Origin of the sequence: Sneathiella sp. HT1-7, assembly GCF_020731145.1 — a bacterium.
Lineage (GTDB): Bacteria > Pseudomonadota > Alphaproteobacteria > Sneathiellales > Sneathiellaceae > Sneathiella.
Genome location: NZ_JAJFZN010000003.1, coordinates 495,400 through 520,879 on the forward strand (window position 1 = coordinate 495,400; position 25,480 = coordinate 520,879).

Consider the following 25,480-nt stretch of genomic DNA (forward strand, 5'->3'; position numbering starts at 1 on the left):
CAATATGTACTATAATCCTGTGTAGTGTAAAACTGTCCGTTCCTGTTAGAAAGGAAGCGGAATAAGGATGAGTAGTGATGGCGCGTATCTGGCCAATTAAATTGAGAATTCCGGGTGGACAAGCCCAGCCTGTCTACAGGATCGGCGGTGGTGCGGTAGATCGCAGCCGGCTGGTGCCGTTTCGCTTTGGCGGGCGTGGCTATCGCGGATTTTCGGGGGATACGCTTGCCTCTGCGTTGCTCGCCTACGGGATTAACGTACCGGAGAATGTCTCTCTCCTCCGCGGCGGAGAAAAACCTGCCGCCACCCGTCCCGTGACACAGGAACTCTATGACGATCTTGCGGCCCGGCAGCGGACCAACGGCCATTTTCGCCGTTTTCTGCCGGGCTATGCACCTTCTGCAGAAACGGATGCGGAACTGGAAACGGAATATGTCTATGACCATACGGATTGCCTTGTTGTTGGCAGTGGTCCGGCCGGGTTGACCCTCGCGCTGGAGAAGGCAGAGGCCGGGCAGGATGTAATTTTGGTAGAGAGGGATTTCGATTTCGGCGGCAGTTTGCTTTATGATGATGAATGGATTGATGGCCTTGCGCCCGGCGAATGGCGGCGGCAGGCGCTCGCGCGCCTCTCAGTTCTATCGAATGTCCGGATGCTTTCCCGGACCACGGCTTTACAGAGAATAGGGGAAAGACGTCTTCATGCGGAGGAACGTCCGCAACGGCATTTATCAACACGCAATCCGCATTTACCGGATCGCCGCTTCCGCCAAATTGAGGCGCGGGAAATGATCATCGAAACTGGATATGAAGATCAGATTTTTTCTTTTCAAAATAATTTATTGCAGGGAATTTTTAATCTAGAATATGCTCTTTCCCTGATCGGTCGCTATGCTGTTTTACCGGGGCATTGTATGGTGCTTTATGTCGGGCATACGGACGGGTATCGGCTCGCGGCGTCGCTGCTTGCGCGAGGGATAAAACCCACTGCGATTATTGATGCGCGCGAAAACGTCCCCTCCGTCTGCCATCATTTCGCGCGCCGTGCTGGCATCCCGCTCTATCCGCATCACCGGGTTGTTCGCGCCATCGGGTTCCGGCATATTCAGGGCATAGTGATCCAAAAGGCGGGATCCGATCCACTTAACCGCGATATCCATCTTGAGTGTGACAGCCTGATCCAGTCAGCAGGCGTTTTCCCGCGCGTCATACCGGAAAACGCTGAAGGGGAGGATATGGTCAATCCAAGGCCGGAAACCCTCTCTCAAATTCGGCGCGGCCCGCTTTATGAGGCGCAGAAGCGAGCGGGGGCTTTGCATCGTCCTTCGCAAGGCTGGCAACTCGCTGCTGCGTACCCTGCAAAAGATGAGACCTTGAAAGCGGCGCGCCATCGGGAGGCACGGGCCGCGTGGACGGATGTTGCCATGGCGGACCTTTCCCATCTTGGCAAGATCGATCTGCAGGGGCCTGATGCGGCTGGATTGCTCGCCCGCGCTTTCGGGGAACGGGCGGAACTTGCGCCGGGGCGGATGCGTCCTGCTTTGCTGACGCAGGAAAACGGAATTGTGCTTGCTTCTGTTCTTGGTTGGTGCCTCGCGCCGCAGCACTTCATGCTTTCCACGACGGCGGGGTCATTGCTGACCGTGCGCAACCGGCTCGACACTTTGGTGGCCACTTCGGAAAGGCCACTGCGCTTGCAGATGACGGACGTGACGGATGAATGGGGCGGTGTCGCCCTGATGGGGCCGAAGTCGGAAGCTTTGCTGGCCGATAGTCTGCCCATGTCGGTGATGGGGGAGGCGTTACCACGGATGGCGTTCCGCGATTTTACGCAGGATGAATTGCCGATCCGTCTTGCCCGGATCAATCTCGCCATCGGCTCAGGTTTCGAGATTTATACGCGTTCGGGCTATGCGGATATCCTCTGGAACCTGCTGCTGGAGAAAGGAAAAGCGCAGGGTTTAACCCTTGCCGGCACGGCAGCGCGGGAGACTTTGCGGATTGAGGCGGGGCGCCCCGGCCCGCGTGAGATGAATGGCACAGCCACTGCGGCTGACCTCGGCCTTGCGCCACCGGAACGGCTGGAAGGGCGGCATCGCGCTCGGTGGCAGCTTGTCGGATTGAAATCTGTCTCCTATGAGGTGGAGGGGAAGGCGACTCCGCCACTCAGCGTCAGAATGAACCTCTATGAGGGTGACGGCACGGAGGCAATGGGTCCGGGCATCGGGGAGATTACCTCTGCTTGCTACAGCCCCAGCCATGATCGGGAGATTGCGCTGGCGCTTTTGAGTGACGGTCGTGCGCGGGAGGGAACCCTGATCCGCGCCGCCACGGCAGACGGGCAAGCAGTGATCGACGTCAAGGTGCAGTCGCCGCGTGTCCTACCGCGACGGGAGATAGGCCATGGTTGACCGTAATTCCACACTACGCGGGGAGCGTATTCATGGACGCTTTGGCAAGCTGGATAAGGTGCCGGGCGTCACTCTTTTAGAGATAAAGGATTTCTCCTATCTGGAGGTTACCCTCTGGGATTGGAGGCAGGACAGCCTTCGCTCCAAACTCGCGGAACTGCTGAGCATTAGCGATTTACCAGAAGAAGGTGGGTCGCAACGGCTGAAAGAGGGGAGGCTACTGCATCTTAGCGAGGACCGGCTTGCCTATCTTGGGGAGGCGGCACCGGCGGATATACTGGAGGTTGCCATCACACCGGAGGAGGGTTGTGTCGTCCCGCTCGGCCATAGTAAATGTTTGCTTCGTCTTGGTGGTCCGCAAGTCGCGGCACTTCTCCGGCGAGGCATCCGCGAAGACGTCCGAGAGAGCGCATTCGCCGTCGGGCAGGTGATGACAACTGATATCGGCGGGATTAATGTCCTGCTGCTGCGGCCGGACAAGGCACATTATGATCTGCTCCTCCCGCGCTCCCACGCGGCGGAACTCTGGCGCTGGCTCACCCGGCGGGCGGCGCAGTTCGGCTATGAGGTATTATAGGCTTTCCAGCGCCTTACGAATGTCCTCTATTCGCGTCTCTGCTGCTTCTGCCTCATAAAGCTCGGCTGTGCCCTTGCCCCAGACCGGGGCGGGCCAGGCGGCATCACTGCGATAGCGGACGATGATATGGACATGAAGCTGCGGTACCATATTGCCGAGCGTTGCAACATTCATCTTGTCCGCCTTGAAGAGCGCTGCCATTGCCTTGGATGCCCCGCGTATTTCCCGCGTTAGCGCGTTGTAGTCGTCATGGGTCAAATCATGGAGATCGACAAGGTCTGCTCGCTCCGGCACCAGGATGATCCAGGGAAAGCGCGCGTCATTCATCAGCAGGACCCGCGAGAGCGGTAAATTCATGATGAGAGAGGTATCTTTGGCAAGCTGGGAATGAAGCTGGAACATCGTCATAATTCCTGCGATAATGGGAAATCCGAAAACTCGATCAGGGTAAGGGAAATCACATGAAACATAAATCGCTTTTTAGCCGCGTGCTCATTCTGTTGGCACCGGTGTTCCTGTTGCTCACCGTGTCTGTGTCGGCGGAACCGACAAAACTGACCTTCCTGCATTTCAATGACATCTATCAACTGTCCGGGGTCAAGGGAAATGGTGGCTTTGCCGAGCTGTCGACCCTGATCAAGGCGGAGAAGGAGCGTTCCCCTAATGCCATTGTTACCTTCGGCGGTGACTTGATCTCACCCTCCATCATGTCGGGCCTTAGCAAGGGAACCGAGATGATCGCGCTGATGAATGCGGTCGGAACTGATATTGCGGTACTCGGCAATCATGAATTTGACTTCGGGCCAGAGGTGACAGCCAAACGGATTGCCGAATCGAACTTTCCTTGGCTCGCCACCAATGTCATCGATGCATCGGGCAAGGTAGCGCTGGGCGCGCAGTCGGCCATGATTATAGAGATGGGCGGGTTCAAGGTCGGCTTCTTTGGTATCCTGACGCCGGAGACGGTTTATCTCTCCCAGCCGGGCAAGGGTATCGAGTTCGCTGATGTGATCGAAACATCGAAGGCGGCGGTTAAGTCGCTGCAGGAGCAGGGAGCGGAGATTATTGTCGCGCTCACACATCTTGATCTTTCAAAGGATGAGGACCTGACCGGACAGGTGGAGGGACTTCATGCGGTGTTGGCGGGCCATGACCATGTCGCGGCGACCTTCGTGAAAAACGGTGTATCTGTCATGCAGTCTGGCGCGGACGGGATTTATCTCGGCGTGCTTGACCTTGATGTCGAATGGATTGAAAGTCGCGGCAAGAAGCGCCTCTCGGTTCTGCCAAGCTGGAAAATGTTAGCGACGAAGGGTGTTACTCCGGACCTGGAAATCAAGGCAATCATCGATGATTATGAGGCCGCGCTAGACAAGGAACTTGGCGTTGCCATCGGCAAGACGGCAGTAATGCTGGATACGACGCGGGCCACTGTTCGCAGTACCGAGGCTGCGTTTGGTAGCTTGATCGCCGATGCCATGCGCGCGGAAGTGAAGGCGGATATCGGCTTTACCAATGGCGGCGGTATTCGAGGTGACCGGCTCTATGATCCGGGCACCACATTAACGCGCAAGGATATCCTGACTGAGTTGCCCTTTGGCAATGTCACCGTCCTTGTGGAACTCAAGGGTGCGGATGTGAAGGAAATGCTGGAGACAGCCGTCTCCAAGGTCGAAGATGTGGCCGGGCGCTTTGGCCAAGTCTCGGGCGTTGCCTTCACCTATGACAAGACCCTGCCTTCAGGGTCCCGGGTGACCGAGGTTATGGTCGGCGGGGCGCCGCTGGATATGGAGAAAACCTATACCGTGGCGACCAATGACTATATCGCCGATGGCGGCGACGGCTATGCGGTGTTGAAGGGCAAGAAACAGCTTATCAACGCCTCGGGCGGAACCCTGATGGCGACGACGGTGATGAATTACATCCGGAGCATGGGGGGCGTCAATAAGGTCACCGGCGGACGTATCACGGCGAAATAGCGCGGCTTAAACAGAAAACTGCAGGCTTCACGCCATTCTTTGTTTTGCTTTGGCGTGAGGCAGGGGTTAATCTGCGATAAAAATATTGACACGGTCCGCTGTGACCGAATGAGAATGGAGAAAGAATGAGCCAGACCACCCCGCCGGATAGTGCCGAAGAGAGCTTTCCTTTTGTGCATTATGCAGAACGTATTCGCGCCGCCGCCGCGGCGAACCCGTCGCTTGACGTTATTAAATGTGAGGGCGAGACGCGGACCTGGGCGGAATTCCTGCCGCGCACCAATATGGTCGCCAATATGCTGGCAAGCCGTGGTCTTGGCCGGGGCGATATGGTGGCTGTCCTCGCGAAAAGCAGCATCGAGTATCTGGAGGTGTTTCTGGGAGCGCTACAGGCCGGGCTTTGCATTGTGCCGCTTTCGGGTATGGCATCCTCCGAGCAGTTGGAAGTGATGATCCGCGATAGCGGCTCGAAACTTGTTTTTGCCTCCAAATCCACCCGCGACTTGATCGAGCCTTTCCGGGGCAAGGTCGACAGTGTTCCGGCGGATGGATATGTCGCCTTCGATTTTGCGGGCGGCGGCTGGACGGCGTACGAAGATCTGATCAAGGGCGCTTCCACTGATCCTCTTTATGTGGATGTGCAGGAAACGGACCCGTTCAACCTGATCTATTCGTCGGGGACCACCGGCGTTCCCAAGGGGATCGAGCAGAGCCAGAAAATGCGCAGCCAGCATATCCTCCGTTTTGAGGCGCTCGGTATTCGCGAAGGGGCGGTGACACTTGTTTCCACGGCGATGTATTCAAACACGACGTTGGTCGCGCTGCTGCCGACTCTGGCGCTGGGCGGGCGGATCATTGTCATGCCCAAGTTCGACACCGAGAAGTTTCTGGAAATTGCGGCGGCCGAGAAAGTCACCCATGCCATGCTTGTGCCGGTTCAGTATCAGCGCATCCTCGCCCATCCGGATTTCGATAAATACGACCTCAGCAGCTTCGAGGTGAAACTCTCCACCAGCGCGCCGCTGCGGGAAGGGGTCAAGCGCGACATCATCACCCGCTGGCCCGGCAAGATGATTGAGATTTACGGGCTTACCGAAGGCGGTATCGGCACGGCGCTGTCCTGCACGGAATTTCCCGACAAGCTGGCCTCCGTCGGGATGGCGGGCGAGGGGACTGAACTCCGTATCATCAATGAGGCGGGCGACCAGCTTGCGCAAGGGGAGATCGGTGAGATCGTCGGCCGGTCGGACGCCATGATGACCGGATATCACGGGCGAGAAGACCTGACCAATGACATGATCTGGCGTTCTCCCGATGGAAAGGTATTCTTCAAGAGCGGCGACATGGGCCGGTTTGACGAGGACGGCTTCCTCTTTTTGCTGGACCGCAAGAAGGACATGATTATCTCCGGTGGCTTCAATATCTACGCCGCCGATATCGAGGTAGAACTCGCGCAGCATCCTGATGTGGCCGATGTCGCCGTGATCGGTATCCCGAGTGAAGAGTGGGGCGAAACCCCGCTCGCGCTTGTCGTGCCAAAGGCGGGATCAAGCCTGGCCGAGGATACGCTGAAAGACTGGGTGAACAACCGCCTTGGCAAGACCCAGCGGATCAGCGGGGTTGAGTTCCGTGACAATCTCCCGCGGAGTACCATCGGCAAGGTCATGAAGCGGGAACTGCGCGTGCCCTATTGGGAAAATGCGTAAGGCCGAGACCGACTGTTAAGGTCGGCTATACCAGCCGTTGGCCGGATGCCACCATCCCCAGCCGCGGCCGTGACCATACACCCATTCATATCTGGGTCCGGGAGCCGCGCCAGGTCCGGGCGGAACATAGCGAACAATTCCATTTGGTCCCGGGCCTGGCGGGGGCGGTGCGGCACAGGCAGATAGCGCCACCATGAGACTGGCTACCAGGGTAAATCTTTTCATACGTAGAACTCCTAATAGTTAATTTACTGTATTCCAAAATCAATCAAAATAGCGATTGCCACTATGGAATAAACCAAATGATAGGCTCTATCAACGATGAAATTTCGGGGTATAAATCCGGTATCCTAGGCACCGCAAATCACCGTTTTACGAATGGTTAATTCTTTTCTGGGATATTCTAATATACGGTCAAATTTTTTGGTCCGGTAATGGAAGATATTCCAGGATTTTTTGAATGAGCGCAGAATCGGATAGCCCGGAAACGGGCCTTAAGCCGTCGATCAAACACCGCCTGAAGGCCTGGTGGGACGGCTATGAGCTGGACGGCGGGAAACAATCCCAAAAATCCAGGGATGATAAGGCGCGTGAGGCAGTCATCGATGCCGGTCCGCCCACCGTCAAGGGGTGGAGCCTCGCCCGACAGCAATCCGTGGTCACCCTCTTCGGAGAGGGGATGACCCGTTGCGTTCCGGATGATGCAAAAACAAAGCTGACGCAACCACTCGGTATCAATAAAGCGTTGAGCGTCGCCGAGCTAGGCAGCGGTCTCGGCGGCTTTTCCCGCTGGGTATCGGAAGAATATGACGCCTATGTCACTGGCTACGACTCAGACCAGATTTTGCAGGATGCTGCCAATGAGATGACGACAATGGCGGGACTTGCACGGAAGGTGAACTTCTTCCATTGCGATTTTGAGAATTTCAACCCCAAACAGCGATCCGCCGATATTGTCTATGCGTCCGAGGCGCTGTTTCCCGTCGCGAACAAAGCGGGTTGTTTTGCGGCTGTATACAAGATGTTGAAGCCGTCAGGCCAGTTCATGATGTCCGACTATATGCTGGAAGGTACGAGTCCCGATGCGCCGGAATTGAAAGCATGGCGCGACGCAGAGCCGATTGGCGCGAACCCCATAGATGTCCAGGAAACGCGCAAGCTGCTGACCGCGGCCGGGTTTGAGGTTAGCATCGCCGAGAATATCACCGTCGAATACAAGGCAAACGTGCTACGTGCTTTTGCGGATTACGCCGCGCGGACGAGTAATGGCGAGAAAAGTGGCCATCTGCATGACTGGATTCTCAGTGAAGGTGAACTCTGGATGCGCCGGATCAAGGAAATAGAGGCCGGGCACCTCAAGGTTTTCCGTGTTTATGCCCGCAAACCCGTTGAAATCATCTGATTGACGGCCAACACGGGCAACCGGCAATTTCTTCGCTAAAACAGACCTTTTCCTCATTGACAGGCCGCGCCGGGGTCAGTATGTTCCGGCCTTCAAATTTATTAAGTTGTTAGGATCTGGACAATGAAAGTCTTGAACTCGCTCAAGTCCGCGAAAAAGCGTCATCGCGATTGTCGCGTGGTACGCCGCAAGGGACGCGTTTACGTTATCAACAAAACCAACCGCCGTTTCAAGGCGCGTCAGGGCTAATCTGCCGTCGACGTTACTGGTTCTGTAATGTGGAAAAAACCGTAATGCTCCGGCATTGACGGTTTTTTTGTTTGCCAAGTGTCGGCTTTCCGCCCTATGTCAGGGGAACAGGAAAATCCTGAAGGGGGGAGCCGCCATGTTAATGCCGAAGCCAAACGCCGATGTACTGGCAAAGCGCGATGCGCTGGTGGAGGGCTTGCGCCGGATCATTTCCGATCCGGAAGGCGTGATCGACGACAAAGACGATCTCCGTGCCTTCGAATGCGACGGCCTGAGCGCCTACCGCCAACTCCCCATGATTGCCGTCCTGCCCTCGACGGTACGGGAAATTTCCGACATCCTCAAATATTGCCAGGCCGAAGGGGTCAATGTGGTGCCGCGCGGCGCGGGCACCTCGCTTTCCGGTGGGGCGTTACCGCTTGCCGACGGGGTGCTTCTCGGCCTTGGCAAATTCAACAAGATCCTTGAAATCGACTATGACAACCGTTGTATCGTCGCGCAGCCCGGCGTCACCAACCTCGCCATTACTGATGCGGTCAAGGCGGATGGTTTTTATTATGCGCCGGACCCGTCCAGCCAGATTGCCTGCTCCATCGGCGGCAATGTGGCGGAAAACTCGGGCGGGGTGCATTGCCTGAAATACGGCCTGACCACCCATAACCTCCTCGGGATCGAGATGGTGACCATGGATGGCGAGATCGTCCGCCTTGGCGGCAAGCATCTCGATGCGGAGGGGTATGACCTCCTTGGCGTAATGACCGGCTCTGAGGGGCTTTTGGGAGTCATTACAGAGGTAACTGTGCGCATTCTCCGCAGTCCGGAACATATCTCGGCGCAGTTGATCGGTTTTCCTTCCAGCGAGCAGGCGGGCGATTGTGTCGGCAAGATCATCGGCGCGGGCATCATTCCGGCGGGGATGGAGATGATGGATCGCTACGCCATTCACGCGGCGGAGGAATTCTGCCACGCGGGCTATCCGCTGGATGTGGAGGCGCTGCTGATTATCGAGCTGGATGGGCCGGAAGTCGAGATTGCTCATTACCAGACCCAGATTGACGCCATCGCCAAGGACTGCGGCGCGACCGTCAGCCGGATCAGCGAGACCGAAGAGGAACGCATGACCTTCTGGGCTGGGCGCAAGGCGGCCTTCCCGGCGGTCGGGCGTATTTCCCCCGATTATATGTGCATGGATGGCACGATCCCGCGCAACCAGCTCCCGAAGGTGCTCAAGCGCATGAACGAGTTGTCGAAACAGTATGGCCTGCGCGTCGCCAATGTCTTTCACGCCGGTGATGGTAACCTGCATCCGCTGATCCTGTTCGATGCGAATAACCCCGGCGAGCTTGAAAAATGTGAGGCTTTTGGCGCCGATATCCTGAAACTCTGTGTCGAGGTGGGCGGCGTGCTGACCGGTGAACATGGCGTCGGGATCGAGAAGCGCGACCTGATGGGGGAAATGTTCTCGGAAGAGGACCTCAAACAGCAGCAGCGGCTTAAATGCGCGTTTGATCCGGACGGGCGGCTTAACCCGGGGAAAGTCTTCCCTGTTCTGCATCGCTGCGCCGAACTGGGCAAGATGCATGTTCATAATGGCGAATTGCCGTTCCCCGACATCCCAAGATTCTAGGCCGATATGCAAATCAGTAAAATCACCGAAGAACAGCAAATTGCCGATATGCTCGACTGGGCGCTCGCTGGCAAGCATGGCCTCACGATCCAGGGCGCGGGCAGCAAGGCCGGGATCGGCCGTCCTGTCACGACGGAGCAGGGGCTTGATCTCTCGGGCCTCACCGGAGTTGAAATGTATGAGCCGGCCGAGCTGGTAATGAAGGCGAAGGCGGGCACAAGGGTTTCCGAGATCCAGTCGCTCCTCCGCCAGAGCGAACAGCGCCTTGCTTTCGATCCACCGGATTACGGGCCATTGCTGGGCGGAGCCGCAGAGGCGGGGACCCTCGGCGGTGTCTTCTCCTGCAATCTCTCCGGTGCCGCGCGCATCAAGGCGGGCAGCGCCCGCGATCACCTGCTGGGGGTCCAGGGCTTTACCGGCCGCGCGCAAGCGTTCCAGACCGGCAGCCGGGTGATGAAGAATGTCACCGGTTATGACCTCTGCAAGCTGGTTGCCGGAAGCTACGGCACCCTCGCCATCGCCACCTCGCTCACCTTCAAGGTGTTGCCGCGGCCGGAAAAGACCCGCACGGTCCTGCTCTATGACGTGCCGCTGGAGAAGGCGCAACCTCTCATGAACCGGGGGTTGTCCTCCGTCCATGATATTGCCGCCGCCGCATGGCTGCCCGCCGATATCGCCGCCACATGCGACATTGAGTATATCCGGGGTCCGGGCAAGTCGGTGCTGGCCCTTAAAATAGAGGGGCCGGGCCCCTCTGCTGAATTCCGCTGCACCGCCATCCGCGAGATGTTCGAGGGCGAGGGCGCGCAGGAGGAATTGCACGGCCATAATTCGGAAAGCTTCTGGCGTTTTGTCAGCAATGCGAGCGCCTTTGAGGGATCGGAGCGGCCGCTCTGGAAACTCTCGCTGCCACCTGCGAATGCCGTAACGGTCATTGCCGCCATTCGCGATAAGGCGGTGGAGGCAGACTATTTCCTCGACTGGGGCGGCGGTCTTGTCTGGGTGCAGATGCCCGACGGGCTGGCGGATGGCGGTGAAGGCCTTGTCCGGGGCGCGCTTGACGGTGCAGGCCATGCGACCCTCATTCGCGGATCGGAAGCCTTGCGGGGAAAGATCGCGCCGTTCCAGCCGCAGCCAACGGCCATCCAGAAGATCAATGCGCGCATCAAGGACGGGTTCGACCCCGAGAACATCCTCAATCCCGGGCGCATGTATGCGGGTGAAGAAATGAAGGCAAGCGTTTGAGATGAAAACAGAATTCTCCATTCTTCAGCTTGCCGACCCGAAGTTCGCCCGCTCCAACGATATTCTGCGCAACTGTGTCCATTGCGGCTTTTGCACGGCGACCTGCCCGACCTATCTGGAGCTTGGGGATGAGCGAGACAGCCCGCGTGGGCGCATTTACCTGATGCAGCAGATGTTGGAGAGCGGGGAGCCGGCCCCGGCCTCCACGGTAAAGCATCTCGACCGCTGTCTCTCCTGCCTGTCCTGCATGACGACCTGCCCGTCGGGTGTGGATTACATGCATCTGGTGGAGCATGGCCGCGACTATATCGAGGAAACCTACAAGCGGCCGCTGTTTGACCGGCTGCTCCGGGGTGTGCTCGGCATCGTGCTGCCGCGCCCCACGCTGTTCCGCCTCTCGCTCTTTGGGGCGAAGCTGGCGCGTCCGGCAAAAGATCTCTTTTCCGGGCCGTTGAAGGCGATGCTGGAAATGGCGCCGACCAGGCTGCCGCCGACCTCCCGCCTGGATAGCCGTCGCCTTAATCCGGCGGGCGGGAAACGGAAGATGCGCGTTGTCCTGATGGCTGGCTGCGCGCAGAAGGTACTCGCGCCGGAGATCAATGACGCCACCATCCGCCTGCTCAATCGCCACGGCGTTGAAGTGATCATCCCGAAATCGGCAGGCTGCTGCGGCGCGCTGCCGCTGCATATGGGCAAGGAAAAAGACGCACAAGGCTTCGCCCGCGCCAATATCCGCGCCTGGAACAGCGAGATGGAAGGGCAGGGGCTGGACGCCATCATTATTAACACCTCCGGCTGTGGGACCACAGTAAAGGATTACGGGGAGCTGTTTGCCCATCACAAGGACAAGAAACTTGCCCAGCAGGCCGGGAAGGTCGCCGCGATTGCCTGCGATATCACGGAATTTTTGAGCCGCATCGAGCTGACGCCGCCGAAGGTGACAACCGGGCTGAAGGTTGCCTATCATTCCGCCTGTTCGCTCCAGCATGGCCAGCAAATCCGAAAAGAACCCAAAGACCTGCTGGGCCAGATGGGCTTTGAGGTGGCGGATATCCCGGAATCCCATATCTGCTGCGGGTCTGCGGGCACTTATAATTTGTTGCAGCCGGAACTCTCCGCCAAGCTGAAGGCACGGAAAGTTGCGAATATCGCGAAAACCACGCCCGATCTCGTCGCGGCGGGGAATATCGGCTGCATCGCGCAGATTGCGTCAGGCATGGACCTGCCGGTCCTGCATACGGTGGAACTGCTTGATTGGGCGACCGGCGGCCCAAAGCCTGCCGCACTCCAGAAAGACGGTTGATCCGGGCGTTCACAAATTTTTGTTATCCGACGGCGCTACCAAAATCATCGAGCTGCGCTATACTTGTCATATGGGACGACGGTTTTTGAAATTTCTCCTGATCGCAGGGCTCCTTTTCTGGGGAAATCCAGCGTTTGCGCGTCAGGATGACCCTAAGCTCGATGATCTCTTTGGGCAACTTTCCGAGACGAAGGATATCGACAAGGCCAAGGTGATCGAGGGGAGTATCTGGAAAATCTGGCTCACCTCTGGCAGTGACACAGTCGATTTCCTGATGCTTCAGGGGATCAGCTATATGAGCCAGGGGCAGTTTGCCAAGGCCATCACTCTCTTCTCCACGGTGATCAAGATCGATCCGGAATTCTCCGAAGGTTGGAACAAGCGCGCGACAGTATTGTTCCTGATTGGCGAATATGACAGTTCGATCGAGGATATCGGCCGCACGCTGGAGCTGGAACCCCGCCATTTCGGCGCGCTATCCGGCCTTGGTCAGATTTATGACCTGAAAAAGAGTGAGGAGGGCGCGCTTTCCGCCTATGAAAAGGCTGTTGCCATAAATCCGCATTTGCCAAGTGTGAAGGCCCGGCTCGATCAATTGATTATCGAGCGGGACAAGAAACGGATTTAGCTCTCTGCGTTCTAATGCTCTCCGCCGACCCAGGCAATCCTCAGGATATTTGTTGACCCCGGTGTTCCGAAGGGGACCCCGGCCATGATCACGACCCGATCTCCCGGTCGCGTGAATCCCTCAGCAAAGGAAATCTTGCAGGCTTTATCTACCATTTCCCCGAAATTCTTGGCATCCGACGTATGCACACAATGCAGACCCCAGACGAGGGCAAGTATCCGCGCGGTTTTGAGTGCAGGGGTAAGCACCAGAAGCGAGGTTTCCCCGCGTTCGCGCGCGGCCCGTAACGCCGTGGAGCCGGAAGTCGTGTAGGTGACGATGGCGGCCGCGCCGATGGTACTTGCCACCTGCGAGGCGGCGGCGCTGATTGCGTCAGCGGTAGTAGCCTCGAGCGGTCCATGCGTGGCATCGATCACGCTTCGATACATCGGATCTTTCTCGGTCTCCACAGCAATATCGTTCATCATTGCCACGGCTTCCAACGGGAAATCACCCGCGGCACTTTCGGCTGAGAGCATGACCGCGTCCGTACCGTCATAAATGGCGTTGGCAACGTCGGTCACCTCCGCACGGGTTGGCACCGGCGCAGCGATCATACTTTCGAGCATCTGCGTCGCGACGACGACAGGCTTGCCCGCCTCTCGCGACCGGGCGATAATTCTTTTCTGAATGGAGGGGACTTCCTGGATCGGCATTTCCACCCCAAGATCACCACGCGCAACCATGATGGCATCGGCAAGGTCGATGATGCCGCCAAGGGCCTCCACCGCGGCGGGCTTTTCGATTTTTGCCATAACGGCGGCACGACCGGCGACGATTTTCTTGACCTCAGCGATATCTTCCGGCCGCTGCACAAATGAGAGGGCGACCCAATCCACACCAAGGCTGAGCGCGAAATCTAGATCGCGCCTGTCTTTGTCAGTGAGCGGGCTCATCTTTACAAGTGCGTTCGGGATATTAACTCCCTTGCGGTCGGAAATCTTGCCGCCGACGGTGACCTTGCAGTCAACAAAATCCTTGTCCGCCTTGATGACGGTAAGTTTCAACTTCCCATCATCGAGTAACAGGATGCTGCCCTCTTCAAGGCTTTGCAATACCGCCGGATGGGGAAGGCAGACCCGGTCCTGGTTGCCCGGTGTCTCGTCGAGGTCGAGGCGGAATTTTGCGCCATTGGTCAGGATGACCGAATTGTTTTCAAAGGTGCCGAGACGGATTTTCGGGCCCTGCAGATCGGCGAGAATGCCGATGGGGCGTCCTGTCTTTTCCTCAAGCGCACGAATAGCGGTGGCCCGTTCCTCATGGTCTTTATGTTCGCCATGACTGAAGTTAAGACGGAACACATCGGCCCCCGCCAGATGCAGTGCCTCAATGCTGTCCGCACTGGAACTCGCCGGGCCGAGAGTGGCTATGATCTTTGTTTTCCTAAGTCGTCGCATTTCACTCACCCGTTACTGTAGGTTTTTCATACTCGCAAATCTATACTACCCCTTTTATGACACTCATGTGAGGGGGAAACTGCGTTTTTTCCATAGATTGGAATAGTTGCGGTGTTTTAATCGCTGAATACGAGTAGATCCTGTTGCGGGGTTTTGGCAAGCGCGTCAAAGTCGGTAACCGGGCCTGAACCGGCGCCAGAATTGTTGAAATCAAGGATGTTCGTGTAATTCTCTCTTAAATAGGCGATGAATTCGCGAGCCTTTTCCTCGCCAATAAAACGCGGTGAGAATTCAAAAAAGACCGGCAGACGGTTACCGAAGGTCTGGTTGATGTCCTGGAGAATGTCGAAATCGAATCCTTCGATATCCATCCAGACAAACTTCACGTCATCGGGAGCGACCTTCTCGCGCTGGACAATGCTGCCGACGGTCAGCGCTGTGACAGTGACAGAACGGGTGTTGCCGGGCAGGTTAAGCAGGGAATGGCCACCGCTTACGTCGTCTTCCTTCAAATGCAGCTCTATCGTGCCATCCTCTGTATAGACGGCGGCATGGATCGGTGTGATTTCGTTGGCCCAGTCATTAAGATGGATGTTGGTGCGCAGAAATTCGAAATTTTGCGGTGCGGCCTCGACGGCGATTACCTTGTCGAACTGATCTGTGAGTTTCAGATAAAGCGCCTGACAGCCGATATTGGCGCCGAGGTTGAGGGCAACGCCTTGCCCGTGCAGCTTGCCGATACGTGTCAGATACTCCACAACACCACTTGTTCCTTCGCGTCCCCAATTGCCATGCAACAGAACAGAACGCCCCACCAGATCGCGCGGATCAACCATTATTTTGTGATCGACCGTCTGCACCGTGACCGCAATGACATCATCGGGCAGAGCCTTGCTGAGTACCTTGCGGCCCTGTTTCCCCTTGAAGAATTTTTTCAGCGGTTTATTGCGGATTGCGTCGATCAAATAGGTTTCAAGCTTGCCGGGCATGGGATCCTGCGGTGTTATATTTGGGTGAGCATTGACCCTTTTATAGCGGGTTATCGACTGACGCAGTTAGCTAAATTATCGCGCTGTTACAAAATTTGGCTTTCGAAATTCCGATCATTGTAAGACGCGGCGTGATTGGGATAGTATCCACCGGTTCCGTACCTTATGATTGAGACCCATGACAGACAGCACCGCTCCCGTATTTGATATTCAACATCCCGACAGCGACAGTGCCTTGTTGTTGACTGTGGATCACGCAAGCCGGCATATCCCCGAAAAATATAATAATCTGGGCCTGACCGATCATTCCGTGCTGGCGCGTCATATCGCGTGGGACATCGGGATCGAGGATGTGACGCGGCGGCTGTCCGACAAGATTGGGGCGACGGCAATTTATGCGCGTTTTTCGCGGCTGTTGCTGGACGCTAACCGTTATCCTGATGATCCGGCCAGCACACCCGTGATGAGCGATGGCGTTGAAATCCCGGCGAACAGGACGGTAAGCACGGAGGATCGGGAGGAGCGGGTCGAGACTTATTTCCGGCCCTATCACGGTGCGATTACCGACCTGATCGAGAAAAAATGCGCGGTGCATGAGGTGCCACTCCTGATCTCAATGCATAGTTTTACGCCAGTGATGAATGATTTCGAGCGGCCGTGGCATATCGGTGTTCTCTGGGACAGGGACCCGCGCATTGCTTTGCCGTTGTTGAAAATCTTGCGTGAGAACAGTTCCCTCGTCGTTGGGGATAACGAACCCTATTCGGCGCGAGAGCCAATGGGTTACACCATGAATGAGCATGGCATGAAGCGGAATATTCCCAATGTCGCCATTGAAATCAGGCAGGACCTGATCGACACGCATCAAGGGGCGGAGAAATGGGCCAACATCATGGCGGATGCGCTTAGCCGTCTTGGGCCGCTTGCGATGTATGAGCCGGAGGGCAGGGATGAGCGTTAAAGAACCGACATTCACCATCGGGATTGAGGAAGAGTATTTGCTTGTCGATCTGGAGACACGCGATCTCGCCATTGAGCCGAGTGAGGACATTCTTGCCGAATGCGAGCGGCGGCTGCCCGACCATCTGGTGACACCGGAATTTCTGCGCTCCCAGTTAGAGGTCGGCACGCGTGTTTGCAGTAATATCTCCGAGGCGCGCGACGCACTGACGGAGTTGCGCGGCACCACGGCGGAGGTGGCGAAGAAACACGGCCTCGGCTTGATGGCCGCCTCCATCCATCCGTTCGCTGACTGGCACCAGCTCAAGCACACCCCGAAAGAACGTTACGATACGATTGCCCGCGATTTGCAGGCGACGGTGCGGCGGATGATGATCTGCGGGATGCATGTGCATTGCGCGATCGAGGATCCGGAACTGCGCATTGATCTGATGAATCAGGCGAGCTATTTCCTGCCGCATCTCTTGGCACTGAGTACCTCATCCCCTTTCTGGCGGGGGGAGGAAAGTGGCCTTAAATCCTACCGCGTCACGGTGTTTGACGCGCTACCACGGACAGGTCTGCCGGATCGGTTTGAGAGTTACGGCGAATATTCCCGCCTTGTCGATACGTTGGTGGAGGCGGGAACGATTGAGGATGGGACGAAGCTCTGGTGGGATATGCGCCCGTCGGCGAAGTTCCCGACCCTGGAGATGCGGCTTGCCGATGTCTGCCCGCTGTTGGAGGATTCGCTCACAGTTGCCGCGCTTTATTCCTGTGTTCTTCGCATGCTCTTTCGCCTGCGCCGTAATAACCAGCGCTGGCGGATCTATCCGCAGACACTGGTGGAGGAAAACCGCTGGATCGCGCAGCGCTTTGGTGTTGAAGGCAAGCTGATCGATTTTGGCATTCCGGCGCCGGTGCCGTTCGCCGACCTGATCGAGGAGATAATCGAGCTTACCGCTGAGGATGCAGCGGCGCTAGGATGCGAGAAGGAGGTGCAACATGCGCGCGAGATAATCCGCCGTGGCACGTCGGCGGAGCGGCAGATCGCCTGTTACCGCGCGGCGACTGAGGCGGGGGACAGCAAAAAGGCAGCGCTGATAAAAGTTGTCGATCAGGTCTTGAATGAAACTGTTTCCGGCATAGACTCATAAATAACGGCGCAATGACAAAGGGAGAAGAAAATGGACCAGCAGACACTTGAACTTGAAGCAGCTGCCTTTCGTCGCCTGCGCGATCACTTGCGCACCCGCACTGATGTGCAGAATATCGACCTGATGAACCTCGGCGGCTTCTGTCGTAACTGCCTCTCTAATTGGTATATGGAGGCGGCGAACGAGAAGGGCATCGAGATGGACAAGATGCAGGCGCGCGAGATTGTTTATGGCATGCCGTTCGATGAATGGAAGGCGAAATACCAGACAGAGGCCACGCCGGAGCAGCAAGCTGCCTTCAAGGAAAGTCATAAGGATCACTAAGCATTTCGGGATAGCAAAAATATTGCTGAAAAGGCATAGATTTGTCTAGCGGAGAAATGCTAGAAAGCCTGTCCGGATTTCATTCCGGTTTATGGGCATATATATTCACGGAGAAGGTAAGTCATGGCTGATGTCGGCGGAGTAGCCGCGGATCATTTACGGTCCTATATCGAAAGAATTGAGCGTCTGGAAGAAGAGAAAAAGGGTATCGCGGACGATATCAAGGAAATCTTCGCCGAGGCCAAGGGTACCGGATTTGACGTCAAGGCCATGCGCGCCGTGCTGCGCCTGCGCAAGATGGACAAGGCCGACGTGCAGGAGCAGGAATATATGATTGACCTGTATAAACATGCACTTGGCATGGCAGCGGAGGAAAATCCCGCTGAGGATGATGCGGAGAATGAGCCGGAAGCCGCCGCCTTTTAAGGATCGGGTCGCACCTCTTGTATTCTGCGCCTGCAATAATTAAGTGCAGAACACACCTGTAATAAACCCACAGGTGGTTTGGAGCGATGACGAAATTTTCCACCGATGCGGCGGGCTTCGCGGCCCTCACCATCTCTGAATTGATGTTGCAGCAATGCGTGCTGAACGGCCTGTTCACGGGCGAAGAGGCCCGGCGGCTGCTCATCTCCGCGGCAATGCGGCATGAAGAGGCGGCGGACGGCACCGAGGAAAAAATCGCCCTCAATATGGAGGCGGCACATCTGATCCGCGCGCTTGTCTCCGGGCTGGAACCGCTCTTTCGTGAAGCGCGAAACACGGCCCCGCCCAAAACGCCCCAACCGAAGACCGGGAGCCGACCGAACTGGGTGCGCTTCCCGGACTAACTATTTCTTGGCGTGAACGCGCTTGGTGCTTTGCGGGAACCGGGCGAGGGCGGCGGCGGGCCGCACGGGGCGCAGGGTGAAATTCCCGCCGCAATTGGGGCAGGCGCCCTTATGCACTCCCTCCACGCAATCTGCACAGAAGGTGCACTCAAAGGTGCAGATAAAGGCATCGACCTCGCCATTCGGCAGGTCCTTATCGCATGTTTCGCAGTTCGGTCTAAGTTCGAGCATCGCTATCTCCTTTTCCTCTCTATAGCGGGAGAAAGCGCGTCCGGACAGGTCCAATAAAGCCCTATCCGGGGAACCACTTATAGCGAGATGTGTTTACCTCGGATTTCTCAGATACACGGCCTTGGATACGGTTAAGGTCTGCTTTTGATCCTATGCGGACGACGAAACATCAATTCGCTTGAAATTCAGGCAAAAAAGCTCACGCCGTTACTGAAAGTCCATAGTCAACTTGACCGAAAAATAAAACCTCTGCAATATGCCCAGAAATTTTACGCCTCCTGGACTCGAAAGAAGTAGCAATGACCACATATCACGCAAGCTGTTCCTGTGGCGCTATAGGAATCGAGGCCGATGGAGAGCCCGTTGTACAGTGCTATTGTCATTGCAATAGCTGTCGGAGTTTTACGGGCTGCCCTGTCAATGCGCCAGTGCTATGGCCGCGGGACAAAGTTCGGATCGTTAGGGGTGAGGACAAATTGCGGCACTACTCTAAAACGGGTCATGCCCAAGCCGGCCGCTATTCCTGCAGTATTTGTAATGGTCTCGTTGGTATTGATTTATTTGAGGCTGGCCTTTACGACATTTTTGCTGGTCTGGTGCATGATCTGACATTTACCCCGACAATTCATATTAATTATGAAAACACCATTCTACCGATTAAGGACGGCCTTCCGAAATTTAAGGACATGCCTGAAGAAGCTGGTGGTAGCGGTGAGATAATGCCGGAATGATCTAAAGAATGACAGCAACAAAAATTGGTATGGAACGCGCCTTACAGTAAATCACTGTAAGGCGGCAGAACTCGAATATATTTAAGTTTGACTGTTAGATCAGGGCATTAGTCCTATTCCGCCGCCTGTTTCTGCGGCTCGGGGTTTTTGAAGCTGGTGAGCATATTTTCCAGATCACCGCGATAGACTTTTATAGCCTTGTCCTTCACATGGCCATAACCGCGGATTTGCATGGGCAGAGCGGCAATCTCGACGGCGATGGCGTGGTTTTCCGCCGTCAGGCCGTCCATCAGCTCAGCGACCAGTTTTTCGAACTCCTTGATCAGCGCGCGCTCGGTTTTGCGCTCTTCCTGATAGCCGAAGATATCAAGCGGTGTGCCGCGCAAGGATTTGAACTTCGCGAGGAAGCGATAGGCCTTCATCATATAGCCGCCAAACTCCTTCTTTTTCAGCTCCCCGGTATCCGGATCGCGTTTCGAGAAGAGCGGCGGAGCAAGATGGAATTTGAGGGAATAATCGCCGTCCATCATCCGCTCCACCCGTTTCATGAAGCTTGTATCTGTATAAAGCCGCGCGACTTCATACTCATCCTTATAGGCGAGCAGCTTGAAGTAGCTCCGCGCGACGGCCTCGGAGAGGGACGTCGTGCCCGGCATGATCTCGCTTTCGCGCATCCGGACACTGGCCACAAGATCGCCATAGCGGCGGGCGTAGCGAGCGTTTTGATAGCCGGTCAGGAACTCTACCCGACGGGAGATCATTTCATCGAGATCATCCGTCGGCTCCATGCGCAGCGCGGGGCCTTTCAGATCCGCAACTTCCTTCATCACCCGGTCCGGATCCGCCGCCATCACGCGGCCCCAGCCAAACGCCTTCTTGTTGAAGGGCACGGCAACGCCGTTGAGTTCGACCGCGCGCAGAAGCGCTTCTTCGCTAAGCGGGATCAGCCCCTTCTGATAGGCGAAGCCGAGCATAAAGAGGTTGGTCGCGATGGAATCACCGAGGAGCGTTGTCGCAATCTCGCTCGCTTCGATCAAATCGCATTGATCCGGGCCGATGGCTTCGCGGATATGATCGAGCGTGTCCTTCACCGGGAAGGGCGCGTCGGGATCGAGGGTGAAATCCATGGTTGGCGATGGATGCGCGTTGATCACCGCATGGGCGACATTGACGTCGAACTTCGCGAGGGAATCATAGGAGCCAGACACCACCATGTCGCAGCCGATGAGCAAGTCAGCGCGCCCCGCGGGGATGCGAACAGCGTTAATATCTTCCGGCTTCGGCGCGATATGCACATGGCTGGTCACCGCGCCGCCCTTTTGGGCGAGGCCTGCCTGATCTAAGACGGAAATGCCTTTTTCCTCCAGATGCGCGGCCATGCCGACAATGGCGCCGATGGTGACAACGCCGGTGCCGCCGATCCCGGTAATCAGGATGCGATAAGGACCGTTCAATTCCCGCGCAGCCGGGGCGGGCAAGCCTTCCGCCGGGTTTTCTGCGGCATGGGGCGCGGCTTTCCTGAGTTCGCCACCCTCGATGGTGACGAAGCTCGGGCAGAAGCCTTTCACGCAGGAAAAGTCCTTGTTGCAGGTGGACTGGTTGATGGTCCGCTTACGGCCGAATTCTGTCTCGATCGGTTCAACCGAGAGGCAGTTCGACTTGACGGAACAATCGCCGCAGCCTTCACAGACGAGATCATTGATAATCACGCGCTTGGCAGGATCGGGGAAGGTGCCGCGTTTGCGACGGCGACGTTTCTCGGCGGCGCAGGTCTGGTCATAGATGAGGATGGAGACGCCCTTTTCCTCCCGCAGATGCCGCTGGATCTTGTCCAGGTCATCCCGATGATGAATGGTCGTGCCTTTCGGCCAAGGCGTGCCTTCGGGGTATTTTTCAGGCTCGTCCGTCACCACGCGGATAACAGAGACGCCTTCGCCTTCGAGTTGCTGGGCGATCTGCCAGGGCGTGAAGTTATCGCCGAGCGATTGTCCACCGGTCATGGCGACCGCGTCGTTATAAAGGATCTTGTAGGTCATGTTGGCCTTCGCCGCGACCGCCTGACGGATCGCGAGAATGCCCGAATGATGATAGGTGCCATCGCCGAGATTGGCGAAGATATGTTGCTCGTCGGTAAAATGCTGTTGCCCGACCCACGGCACGCCTTCGCCGCCCATCTGGGTGAAGGTGTCGGTGTTGCGGTTCATCCAGGTGACCATGAAATGACAGCCGATCCCGGCAACGGCGCGGCTCCCCTCCGGCACGACGGTGGAGGTGTTATGCGGGCAGCCGGAGCAGTAGAACGGCGTCCGCACCAGCTTCGCCGGTTTTGCGTCGAGTTGCTTTTCCTTGCGGTCGAGGAAGGCGAGGCGGTTCTCAATCGAGTCCGATGTGTAGAAACGCCGGATACGGGCCGCGATGGTGCGCGCGACCATGGCCGGGGTCAATTCCCCGGTGGAGGGTTGCAGCGGCTTCTTGTCCTCGTCAAACTTGCCGAGGATACGCGGGCGCACACCGGTGTCCCAGTTATAGAGCTGCTCCTTCATCTGGTTCTCGATGACGGCGCGTTTTTCCTCGATCACCAGCACTTCTTCCAGCCCTTCGGCGAACTGGCGGATTCCATCCGGCTCCAGCGGCCAGGGCATGCCGACCTTGTAGACGGTGAGACCGATTTCAGCGGCAAGGTCATCATCGATCCCGAGGTCACGGAGTGCCTGACGCACGTCATAATAGGACTTGCCCACTGTCACGATGCCGAAGCGGCGCTTGGGGCTGTCCATGGTCACCCGGTCGATATGGTTGGCGCGGGCAAAGGCGCGGGCGGCATAGATTTTATGCTGGTTGAGGCGGATTTCCTGATCAAAGCGGTTGTCATGGGGCTGGATATTGAGGCCACCCTCCGGCATCTCGATATTCGGGCGGATAAAATTGCCACGGGTAGGGGAGACATAGACGGATGCGCCGCCCTCCACAGTTTCGGATATGCATTTAAAACCGATCCAGAGGCCGGAGAAGCGGGACATCTCGATGCCGAGGAGGCCATAGTCGAGAATCTCCTGCACATTGGCCGGGTGCAACACCGGCATCATCCAGCCGGCGAAGCTATGCTCACTCTGATGCGCGATGGAGGAGGAGACAATGCCGTGATCATCGCCCGCAAGCGCGAGAACCCCGCCATACTTGGAAGTGCCGGCGCTGTTCGCGTGGCGGAAAACGTCGCCGGTCCGGTCGACGCCCGGTCCCTTGCCGTACCACAGACCGAACACGCCATCATAGCGCGCGCCCTTGAACATATTAAGTTGCTGGCTGCCCCAGACGGCGGTCGCCGCGAGGTCTTCATTGACGCCCGGTTCAAACTGGATGTCATTTTCTTTAAGGATTTTGGAGGCTTTCCAGAGCGACTGGTCATAACCTGCGAGCGGAGATCCGCGATAGCCTGAAATAAAGCCCGCTGTGTTGAGGCCCGCCGCACGATCGCGTTCCTTCTGCATTAACGGCAGGCGAACAAGCGCCTGAATACCTGTCAGGAAAATACGGCCTTCTTCAAGCGTGTATTTGTCGTCCAGTGAAACATTCGCCAACTGCATCTTAACCTTACTCCCATTAGAAAAAGACGATTACTGCTGATTGATATAAGCAGATTATCATGAAAAGCAAAAAAGGTCAATAATACTGACTTATATAGATTTTATTTAGGGAGTCATCCGATTTTTTTAACTCTTTCGGAGCAAAATAGCATTAGGATGGCCCCTTAGTTTTTATTCATTCTCGAAAGCAAATCATGACCATTCTGGTGACAGGGGCGGCGGGCTTTATCGGCATGCATGTGTCGGAGGCACTGCTGGCGTCGGGGGAGAGAGTTGTCGGTGTTGACAACCTCAACGACTATTATGATGTCGGGTTGAAAAAAGACCGGCTCGCGCAGCTTGAGGAGCGGGAAGGGTTCACTTTTTGCAAGGTCGATCTGGCAAATCGGGACGCCTTCACGGCGGCGATGGCGGATCAGGATGACATCACCGGGGTTATCCATCTGGCCGCGCAGGCCGGGGTGCGCCGCAGCCTGACCCATCCGTTCGATTATGCGGATGCAAATGTCACCGGCTTCCTTACTATACTGGAGTATTGCCGCCATCTTGAGACGCTCCCGCATCTGGTTTATGCCAGTTCCAGTTCCGTCTATGGCGCCAATAGCGAGCTGCCCTATTCGGTGGGGCAGGCGACGGATCGGCCGATCTCTCTCTATGCGGCGACGAAGAAGGCCAACGAACTGATGGCTTATACTTACGCCCATCTCTATGGCGTGCCGTCAACGGGGCTACGGTTCTTTACGGTTTATGGCCCGTGGGGCCGACCGGATATGGCCTATTGGCTGTTCACCGAAAAAATCCTGAAAGGCGAGCCGGTTCAAATCTATAATCAGGGTGACATGATGCGCGACTTCACTTATGTCGACGATGTGGTGACAGGCATTCTTTCTGTGCTGGCGCATCCGCCTCAAAAAACCGATGCAGAGCCGCCTCATAAAGTCTATAATCTTGGTAATAATCGGGCGGAGCAACTGCTTGATTTTGTAACGATCATCGAGAAGTCTCTCGGGATGACGGCGATGCGGGAGCTTCTGCCCATGCAGCCGGGCGACGTGAAAGCGACCTACGCCGATATTGATCCGATCCGTCAGGATGTGGGATATGAGCCCACGACGTCTCTCGAGGAGGGTCTCCCAAAATTCGTCAAATGGTACCAAGAATACAGTAATAAGGACTAAAATTACATGTCGATAGAATTCGATATAAGCCAGATTCAGAATATTCTGGAACATGGCATCCCCCATGCCGCAGAGATTGGCTTAAAAGTGCATGAAATGAACGAAGATGGGGTGGTTTTCAGCTTGCCTTATCAGGAGCGGTTTGCCGGGAACCCGGTTAATGGCGTGTTGCATGGCGGGATTATTACTACTCTGATCGACTCGGCCGCGGGCATGTGCATCTACGCAAAAATCAAGGAATATATCCCGCTCGCTACACTGGATTTGCGCATCGACTATCTGAACCCTGCAACGCCGGGGGAGGATGTCTTCACCCGCGCGACCTGCTACAAGGTGACGAAACAGATCGCCTTTGTTCGCGCCATCGCTTATCACAGCGATCCAGAGGACCCGATTGCAAATTCCGTCGGCACCTTCATGCTGCGATCCACTGATACGCCGCCTCTTAATTATTCGGCGAAGAGGAAGGGAGCGGCAGAATGAGTGAGATGACACCAGAAGATTTCGTCAAGATGATCAACTCGGCGAAGGAAACCATGGACTGGAAGCCGGTCTTCGATATCATTCCTTATTACAGCTTCCTCGGGCTGCAACTCGCGCCCTGGGGCGGCGGGTTGACCTGTGTGCTCCCTGAAAACAAGAAATTCATCGGCAATCCCACCTTGCCGGCATTGCATGGCGGCGTAGTTGGGGCGTTTCTGGAAAGTACAGCCCTCGTCCATCTGCTGGCAACGCAGGAGGTGACGCGCCTGCCCAAGATCATCAATATCACGGTGGAATATTTGCGCTCCGGCAAGCCTGTTGAAACCTATGCAGAGGCCGTTGTCACCAAGCCGGGCCGCCGCGTTGCCAATTTGCGCATCGAGGCCTGGCAACAGGACCGAAAAAAACCGATTGCCTCTGCCCATGCCAATTTTCTTGTTAGTTAGGGAATGCTTCCTAAATGAACAGGAA

The 25,480-nt window shown here is 56.5% G+C and carries 25 protein-coding genes; 19 read left to right on the forward strand and 6 right to left on the reverse strand.

Translation table 11 applies throughout. From position 1 onward, the window contains the following. Nucleotides 1-77: 77 nt before the first annotated feature. Nucleotides 78-2,411: an FAD-binding protein gene (locus LKE13_RS12090; protein WP_227951625.1), complete on the forward strand. Its 2,334-nt coding sequence runs from the start codon at nucleotides 78-80 to the stop codon at nucleotides 2,409-2,411. Next, nucleotides 2,404-2,988, forward strand: coding sequence for a sarcosine oxidase subunit gamma family protein (locus LKE13_RS12095; protein ID WP_227951626.1), 585 nt, complete (start codon nucleotides 2,404-2,406; stop codon nucleotides 2,986-2,988). The genes LKE13_RS12090 and LKE13_RS12095 overlap by 8 nt, the downstream gene beginning before the upstream one ends. On the opposite strand, the gene LKE13_RS12100 is transcribed toward LKE13_RS12095, so the two are convergent. Further along, on the reverse strand, nucleotides 2,983-3,390 hold the full coding sequence (locus LKE13_RS12100; RefSeq protein WP_227951627.1) for an HIT domain-containing protein: 408 nt from the start codon (nucleotides 3,388-3,390) through the stop codon (nucleotides 2,983-2,985). The two genes, LKE13_RS12095 and LKE13_RS12100, sit on opposite strands and share 6 nt — an antisense overlap. A gap of 59 nt (nucleotides 3,391-3,449) precedes the next feature. On the opposite strand from LKE13_RS12100, the gene LKE13_RS12105 reads away from it, so the two are divergent. Next, entirely contained in the window at nucleotides 3,450-4,967 is a 1,518-nt protein-coding gene (locus tag LKE13_RS12105) for a bifunctional metallophosphatase/5'-nucleotidase (protein WP_227951628.1), read from the forward strand. Nucleotides 4,968-5,092: 125 nt separating this feature from the next. Then, complete coding sequence (locus tag LKE13_RS12110; protein WP_227951629.1) at nucleotides 5,093-6,673, forward strand: class I adenylate-forming enzyme family protein; 1,581 nt, start codon at nucleotides 5,093-5,095, stop codon at nucleotides 6,671-6,673. Nucleotides 6,674-6,688: 15 nt separating this feature from the next. Here the strand turns inward: LKE13_RS12110 and LKE13_RS12115 are convergent, their stop codons facing one another. Further along, nucleotides 6,689-6,898 carry a membrane lipoprotein lipid attachment site-containing protein gene (locus LKE13_RS12115; protein ID WP_227951630.1) on the reverse strand — a complete coding sequence of 70 codons (210 nt, stop codon included), beginning with the start codon at nucleotides 6,896-6,898 and terminating at the stop codon, nucleotides 6,689-6,691. Nucleotides 6,899-7,133: 235 nt separating this feature from the next. Here LKE13_RS12115 and LKE13_RS12120 point away from each other — a divergent pair, with 235 nt between their 5' ends. The 6 genes from LKE13_RS12120 to LKE13_RS12145 all read left to right on the forward strand — a co-directional run bounded on the left by LKE13_RS12120 (nucleotide 7,134) and on the right by LKE13_RS12145 (nucleotide 13,127). Next, nucleotides 7,134-8,075 (forward strand): methyltransferase domain-containing protein, encoded by a 942-nt coding sequence (locus LKE13_RS12120; protein ID WP_227951631.1) that lies wholly within the window; start codon nucleotides 7,134-7,136, stop codon nucleotides 8,073-8,075. A gap of 123 nt (nucleotides 8,076-8,198) precedes the next feature. Then, nucleotides 8,199-8,324 (forward strand): type B 50S ribosomal protein L36, encoded by a 126-nt coding sequence (gene ykgO / locus LKE13_RS12125; RefSeq protein ID WP_161316603.1) that lies wholly within the window; start codon nucleotides 8,199-8,201, stop codon nucleotides 8,322-8,324. Between the two features lie 136 nt (nucleotides 8,325-8,460). Continuing rightward, entirely contained in the window at nucleotides 8,461-9,951 is a 1,491-nt protein-coding gene (locus LKE13_RS12130; protein ID WP_415776525.1) for an FAD-linked oxidase C-terminal domain-containing protein, read from the forward strand. 6 nt (nucleotides 9,952-9,957) lie between these two features. Continuing rightward, nucleotides 9,958-11,196 carry an FAD-binding protein gene (locus LKE13_RS12135; RefSeq protein ID WP_227951633.1) on the forward strand — a complete coding sequence of 413 codons (1,239 nt, stop codon included), beginning with the start codon at nucleotides 9,958-9,960 and terminating at the stop codon, nucleotides 11,194-11,196. 1 nt (nucleotide 11,197) lies between these two features. Continuing rightward, entirely contained in the window at nucleotides 11,198-12,499 is a 1,302-nt protein-coding gene (glcF, locus tag LKE13_RS12140) for a glycolate oxidase subunit GlcF (protein WP_227951634.1), read from the forward strand. Between the two features lie 19 nt (nucleotides 12,500-12,518). Continuing rightward, nucleotides 12,519-13,127 carry a tetratricopeptide repeat protein gene (locus LKE13_RS12145; protein ID WP_227951635.1) on the forward strand — a complete coding sequence of 203 codons (609 nt, stop codon included), beginning with the start codon at nucleotides 12,519-12,521 and terminating at the stop codon, nucleotides 13,125-13,127. Between the two features lie 11 nt (nucleotides 13,128-13,138). On the opposite strand, the gene pyk is transcribed toward LKE13_RS12145, so the two are convergent. Together pyk and LKE13_RS12155 are read right to left on the reverse strand one after the other, a co-directional pair. Then, entirely contained in the window at nucleotides 13,139-14,563 is a 1,425-nt protein-coding gene (gene pyk, locus LKE13_RS12150; protein WP_227951636.1) for a pyruvate kinase, read from the reverse strand. Between the two features lie 116 nt (nucleotides 14,564-14,679). Further along, nucleotides 14,680-15,552, reverse strand: a complete 873-nt coding sequence (locus tag LKE13_RS12155) for an FkbM family methyltransferase (RefSeq protein ID WP_227951637.1) — start codon at nucleotides 15,550-15,552, stop codon at nucleotides 14,680-14,682. Nucleotides 15,553-15,730: 178 nt separating this feature from the next. On the opposite strand from LKE13_RS12155, the gene LKE13_RS12160 reads away from it, so the two are divergent. From LKE13_RS12160 to LKE13_RS12180, 5 genes are all read left to right on the forward strand, one after another. Continuing rightward, the gene (locus LKE13_RS12160) at nucleotides 15,731-16,513 is read left to right on the forward strand and encodes an N-formylglutamate amidohydrolase (RefSeq protein WP_227951638.1); all 783 of its coding nucleotides are present in this window, start codon (nucleotides 15,731-15,733) and stop codon (nucleotides 16,511-16,513) included. Further along, on the forward strand, nucleotides 16,503-17,648 hold the full coding sequence (locus LKE13_RS12165; protein WP_227951639.1) for a carboxylate-amine ligase: 1,146 nt from the start codon (nucleotides 16,503-16,505) through the stop codon (nucleotides 17,646-17,648). Before LKE13_RS12160 ends, LKE13_RS12165 begins: the two co-directional genes overlap by 11 nt. Before the next feature lie 30 nt (nucleotides 17,649-17,678). Further along, on the forward strand, nucleotides 17,679-17,972 hold the full coding sequence (locus LKE13_RS12170; RefSeq protein WP_227951640.1) for a DUF1244 domain-containing protein: 294 nt from the start codon (nucleotides 17,679-17,681) through the stop codon (nucleotides 17,970-17,972). A gap of 123 nt (nucleotides 17,973-18,095) precedes the next feature. Continuing rightward, a complete protein-coding gene (locus tag LKE13_RS12175) occupies nucleotides 18,096-18,398 on the forward strand; it encodes a DUF2312 domain-containing protein (protein ID WP_227951641.1) in 303 nt (100 codons plus the stop codon). An 86-nt stretch (nucleotides 18,399-18,484) separates the two neighbouring features. Continuing rightward, entirely contained in the window at nucleotides 18,485-18,802 is a 318-nt protein-coding gene (locus LKE13_RS12180; protein ID WP_227951642.1) for a hypothetical protein, read from the forward strand. Here LKE13_RS12180 and LKE13_RS12185 read toward each other — a convergent pair whose 3' ends face one another. Then, nucleotides 18,803-19,033 (reverse strand): DUF1272 domain-containing protein, encoded by a 231-nt coding sequence (locus tag LKE13_RS12185; RefSeq protein ID WP_227951643.1) that lies wholly within the window; start codon nucleotides 19,031-19,033, stop codon nucleotides 18,803-18,805. A gap of 299 nt (nucleotides 19,034-19,332) precedes the next feature. Between LKE13_RS12185 and LKE13_RS12190 the strand changes: the two genes are divergently transcribed. Continuing rightward, nucleotides 19,333-19,764, forward strand: coding sequence for a GFA family protein (locus LKE13_RS12190; RefSeq protein WP_227951644.1), 432 nt, complete (start codon nucleotides 19,333-19,335; stop codon nucleotides 19,762-19,764). Nucleotides 19,765-19,877: 113 nt separating this feature from the next. Here LKE13_RS12190 and LKE13_RS12195 read toward each other — a convergent pair whose 3' ends face one another. Then, nucleotides 19,878-23,348 (reverse strand): indolepyruvate ferredoxin oxidoreductase family protein, encoded by a 3,471-nt coding sequence (locus LKE13_RS12195; RefSeq protein ID WP_227951645.1) that lies wholly within the window; start codon nucleotides 23,346-23,348, stop codon nucleotides 19,878-19,880. Nucleotides 23,349-23,542: 194 nt separating this feature from the next. Between LKE13_RS12195 and LKE13_RS12200 the strand changes: the two genes are divergently transcribed. From LKE13_RS12200 to LKE13_RS12210, 3 genes are read left to right on the forward strand one after another with little or no spacing between them, the layout of a single operon-like run. Further along, nucleotides 23,543-24,526 carry an NAD-dependent epimerase/dehydratase family protein gene (locus LKE13_RS12200; protein ID WP_227951646.1) on the forward strand — a complete coding sequence of 328 codons (984 nt, stop codon included), beginning with the start codon at nucleotides 23,543-23,545 and terminating at the stop codon, nucleotides 24,524-24,526. A 6-nt stretch (nucleotides 24,527-24,532) separates the two neighbouring features. Next, nucleotides 24,533-25,009, forward strand: coding sequence for a PaaI family thioesterase (locus LKE13_RS12205; RefSeq protein ID WP_227951647.1), 477 nt, complete (start codon nucleotides 24,533-24,535; stop codon nucleotides 25,007-25,009). Next, nucleotides 25,006-25,455 carry a PaaI family thioesterase gene (locus LKE13_RS12210; protein WP_227951648.1) on the forward strand — a complete coding sequence of 150 codons (450 nt, stop codon included), beginning with the start codon at nucleotides 25,006-25,008 and terminating at the stop codon, nucleotides 25,453-25,455. The genes LKE13_RS12205 and LKE13_RS12210 overlap by 4 nt, the downstream gene beginning before the upstream one ends. Nucleotides 25,456-25,480 lie beyond the last annotated feature (25 nt).

What these genes read in the sequence shown, in the direction of transcription:
- LKE13_RS12090 (WP_227951625.1), top strand. Translation starts at nt 78, where the DNA reads ATGGCGCGTATCTGGCCAATTAAATTGAGAATTCCGGGTGGACAAGCC.
- LKE13_RS12095 (WP_227951626.1), top strand. Translation starts at nt 2,404, where the DNA reads ATGGTTGACCGTAATTCCACACTACGCGGGGAGCGTATTCATGGACGC.
- LKE13_RS12100 (WP_227951627.1), bottom strand. Translation starts at nt 3,390, where the DNA reads ATGTTCCAGCTTCATTCCCAGCTTGCCAAAGATACCTCTCTCATCATG.
- LKE13_RS12105 (WP_227951628.1), top strand. Translation starts at nt 3,450, where the DNA reads ATGAAACATAAATCGCTTTTTAGCCGCGTGCTCATTCTGTTGGCACCG.
- LKE13_RS12110 (WP_227951629.1), top strand. Translation starts at nt 5,093, where the DNA reads ATGAGCCAGACCACCCCGCCGGATAGTGCCGAAGAGAGCTTTCCTTTT.
- LKE13_RS12115 (WP_227951630.1), bottom strand. Translation starts at nt 6,898, where the DNA reads ATGAAAAGATTTACCCTGGTAGCCAGTCTCATGGTGGCGCTATCTGCC.
- LKE13_RS12120 (WP_227951631.1), top strand. Translation starts at nt 7,134, where the DNA reads ATGAGCGCAGAATCGGATAGCCCGGAAACGGGCCTTAAGCCGTCGATC.
- ykgO (WP_161316603.1), top strand. Translation starts at nt 8,199, where the DNA reads ATGAAAGTCTTGAACTCGCTCAAGTCCGCGAAAAAGCGTCATCGCGAT.
- LKE13_RS12130 (WP_415776525.1), top strand. Translation starts at nt 8,461, where the DNA reads ATGTTAATGCCGAAGCCAAACGCCGATGTACTGGCAAAGCGCGATGCG.
- LKE13_RS12135 (WP_227951633.1), top strand. Translation starts at nt 9,958, where the DNA reads ATGCAAATCAGTAAAATCACCGAAGAACAGCAAATTGCCGATATGCTC.
- glcF (WP_227951634.1), top strand. Translation starts at nt 11,198, where the DNA reads ATGAAAACAGAATTCTCCATTCTTCAGCTTGCCGACCCGAAGTTCGCC.
- pyk (WP_227951636.1), bottom strand. Translation starts at nt 14,563, where the DNA reads ATGCGACGACTTAGGAAAACAAAGATCATAGCCACTCTCGGCCCGGCG.
- LKE13_RS12155 (WP_227951637.1), bottom strand. Translation starts at nt 15,552, where the DNA reads ATGCCCGGCAAGCTTGAAACCTATTTGATCGACGCAATCCGCAATAAA.
- LKE13_RS12160 (WP_227951638.1), top strand. Translation starts at nt 15,731, where the DNA reads ATGACAGACAGCACCGCTCCCGTATTTGATATTCAACATCCCGACAGC.
- LKE13_RS12165 (WP_227951639.1), top strand. Translation starts at nt 16,503, where the DNA reads ATGAGCGTTAAAGAACCGACATTCACCATCGGGATTGAGGAAGAGTAT.
- LKE13_RS12170 (WP_227951640.1), top strand. Translation starts at nt 17,679, where the DNA reads ATGGACCAGCAGACACTTGAACTTGAAGCAGCTGCCTTTCGTCGCCTG.
- LKE13_RS12175 (WP_227951641.1), top strand. Translation starts at nt 18,096, where the DNA reads ATGGCTGATGTCGGCGGAGTAGCCGCGGATCATTTACGGTCCTATATC.
- LKE13_RS12180 (WP_227951642.1), top strand. Translation starts at nt 18,485, where the DNA reads ATGACGAAATTTTCCACCGATGCGGCGGGCTTCGCGGCCCTCACCATC.
- LKE13_RS12185 (WP_227951643.1), bottom strand. Translation starts at nt 19,033, where the DNA reads ATGCTCGAACTTAGACCGAACTGCGAAACATGCGATAAGGACCTGCCG.
- LKE13_RS12190 (WP_227951644.1), top strand. Translation starts at nt 19,333, where the DNA reads ATGACCACATATCACGCAAGCTGTTCCTGTGGCGCTATAGGAATCGAG.
- LKE13_RS12195 (WP_227951645.1), bottom strand. Translation starts at nt 23,348, where the DNA reads ATGCAGTTGGCGAATGTTTCACTGGACGACAAATACACGCTTGAAGAA.
- LKE13_RS12200 (WP_227951646.1), top strand. Translation starts at nt 23,543, where the DNA reads ATGACCATTCTGGTGACAGGGGCGGCGGGCTTTATCGGCATGCATGTG.
- LKE13_RS12205 (WP_227951647.1), top strand. Translation starts at nt 24,533, where the DNA reads ATGTCGATAGAATTCGATATAAGCCAGATTCAGAATATTCTGGAACAT.
- LKE13_RS12210 (WP_227951648.1), top strand. Translation starts at nt 25,006, where the DNA reads ATGAGTGAGATGACACCAGAAGATTTCGTCAAGATGATCAACTCGGCG.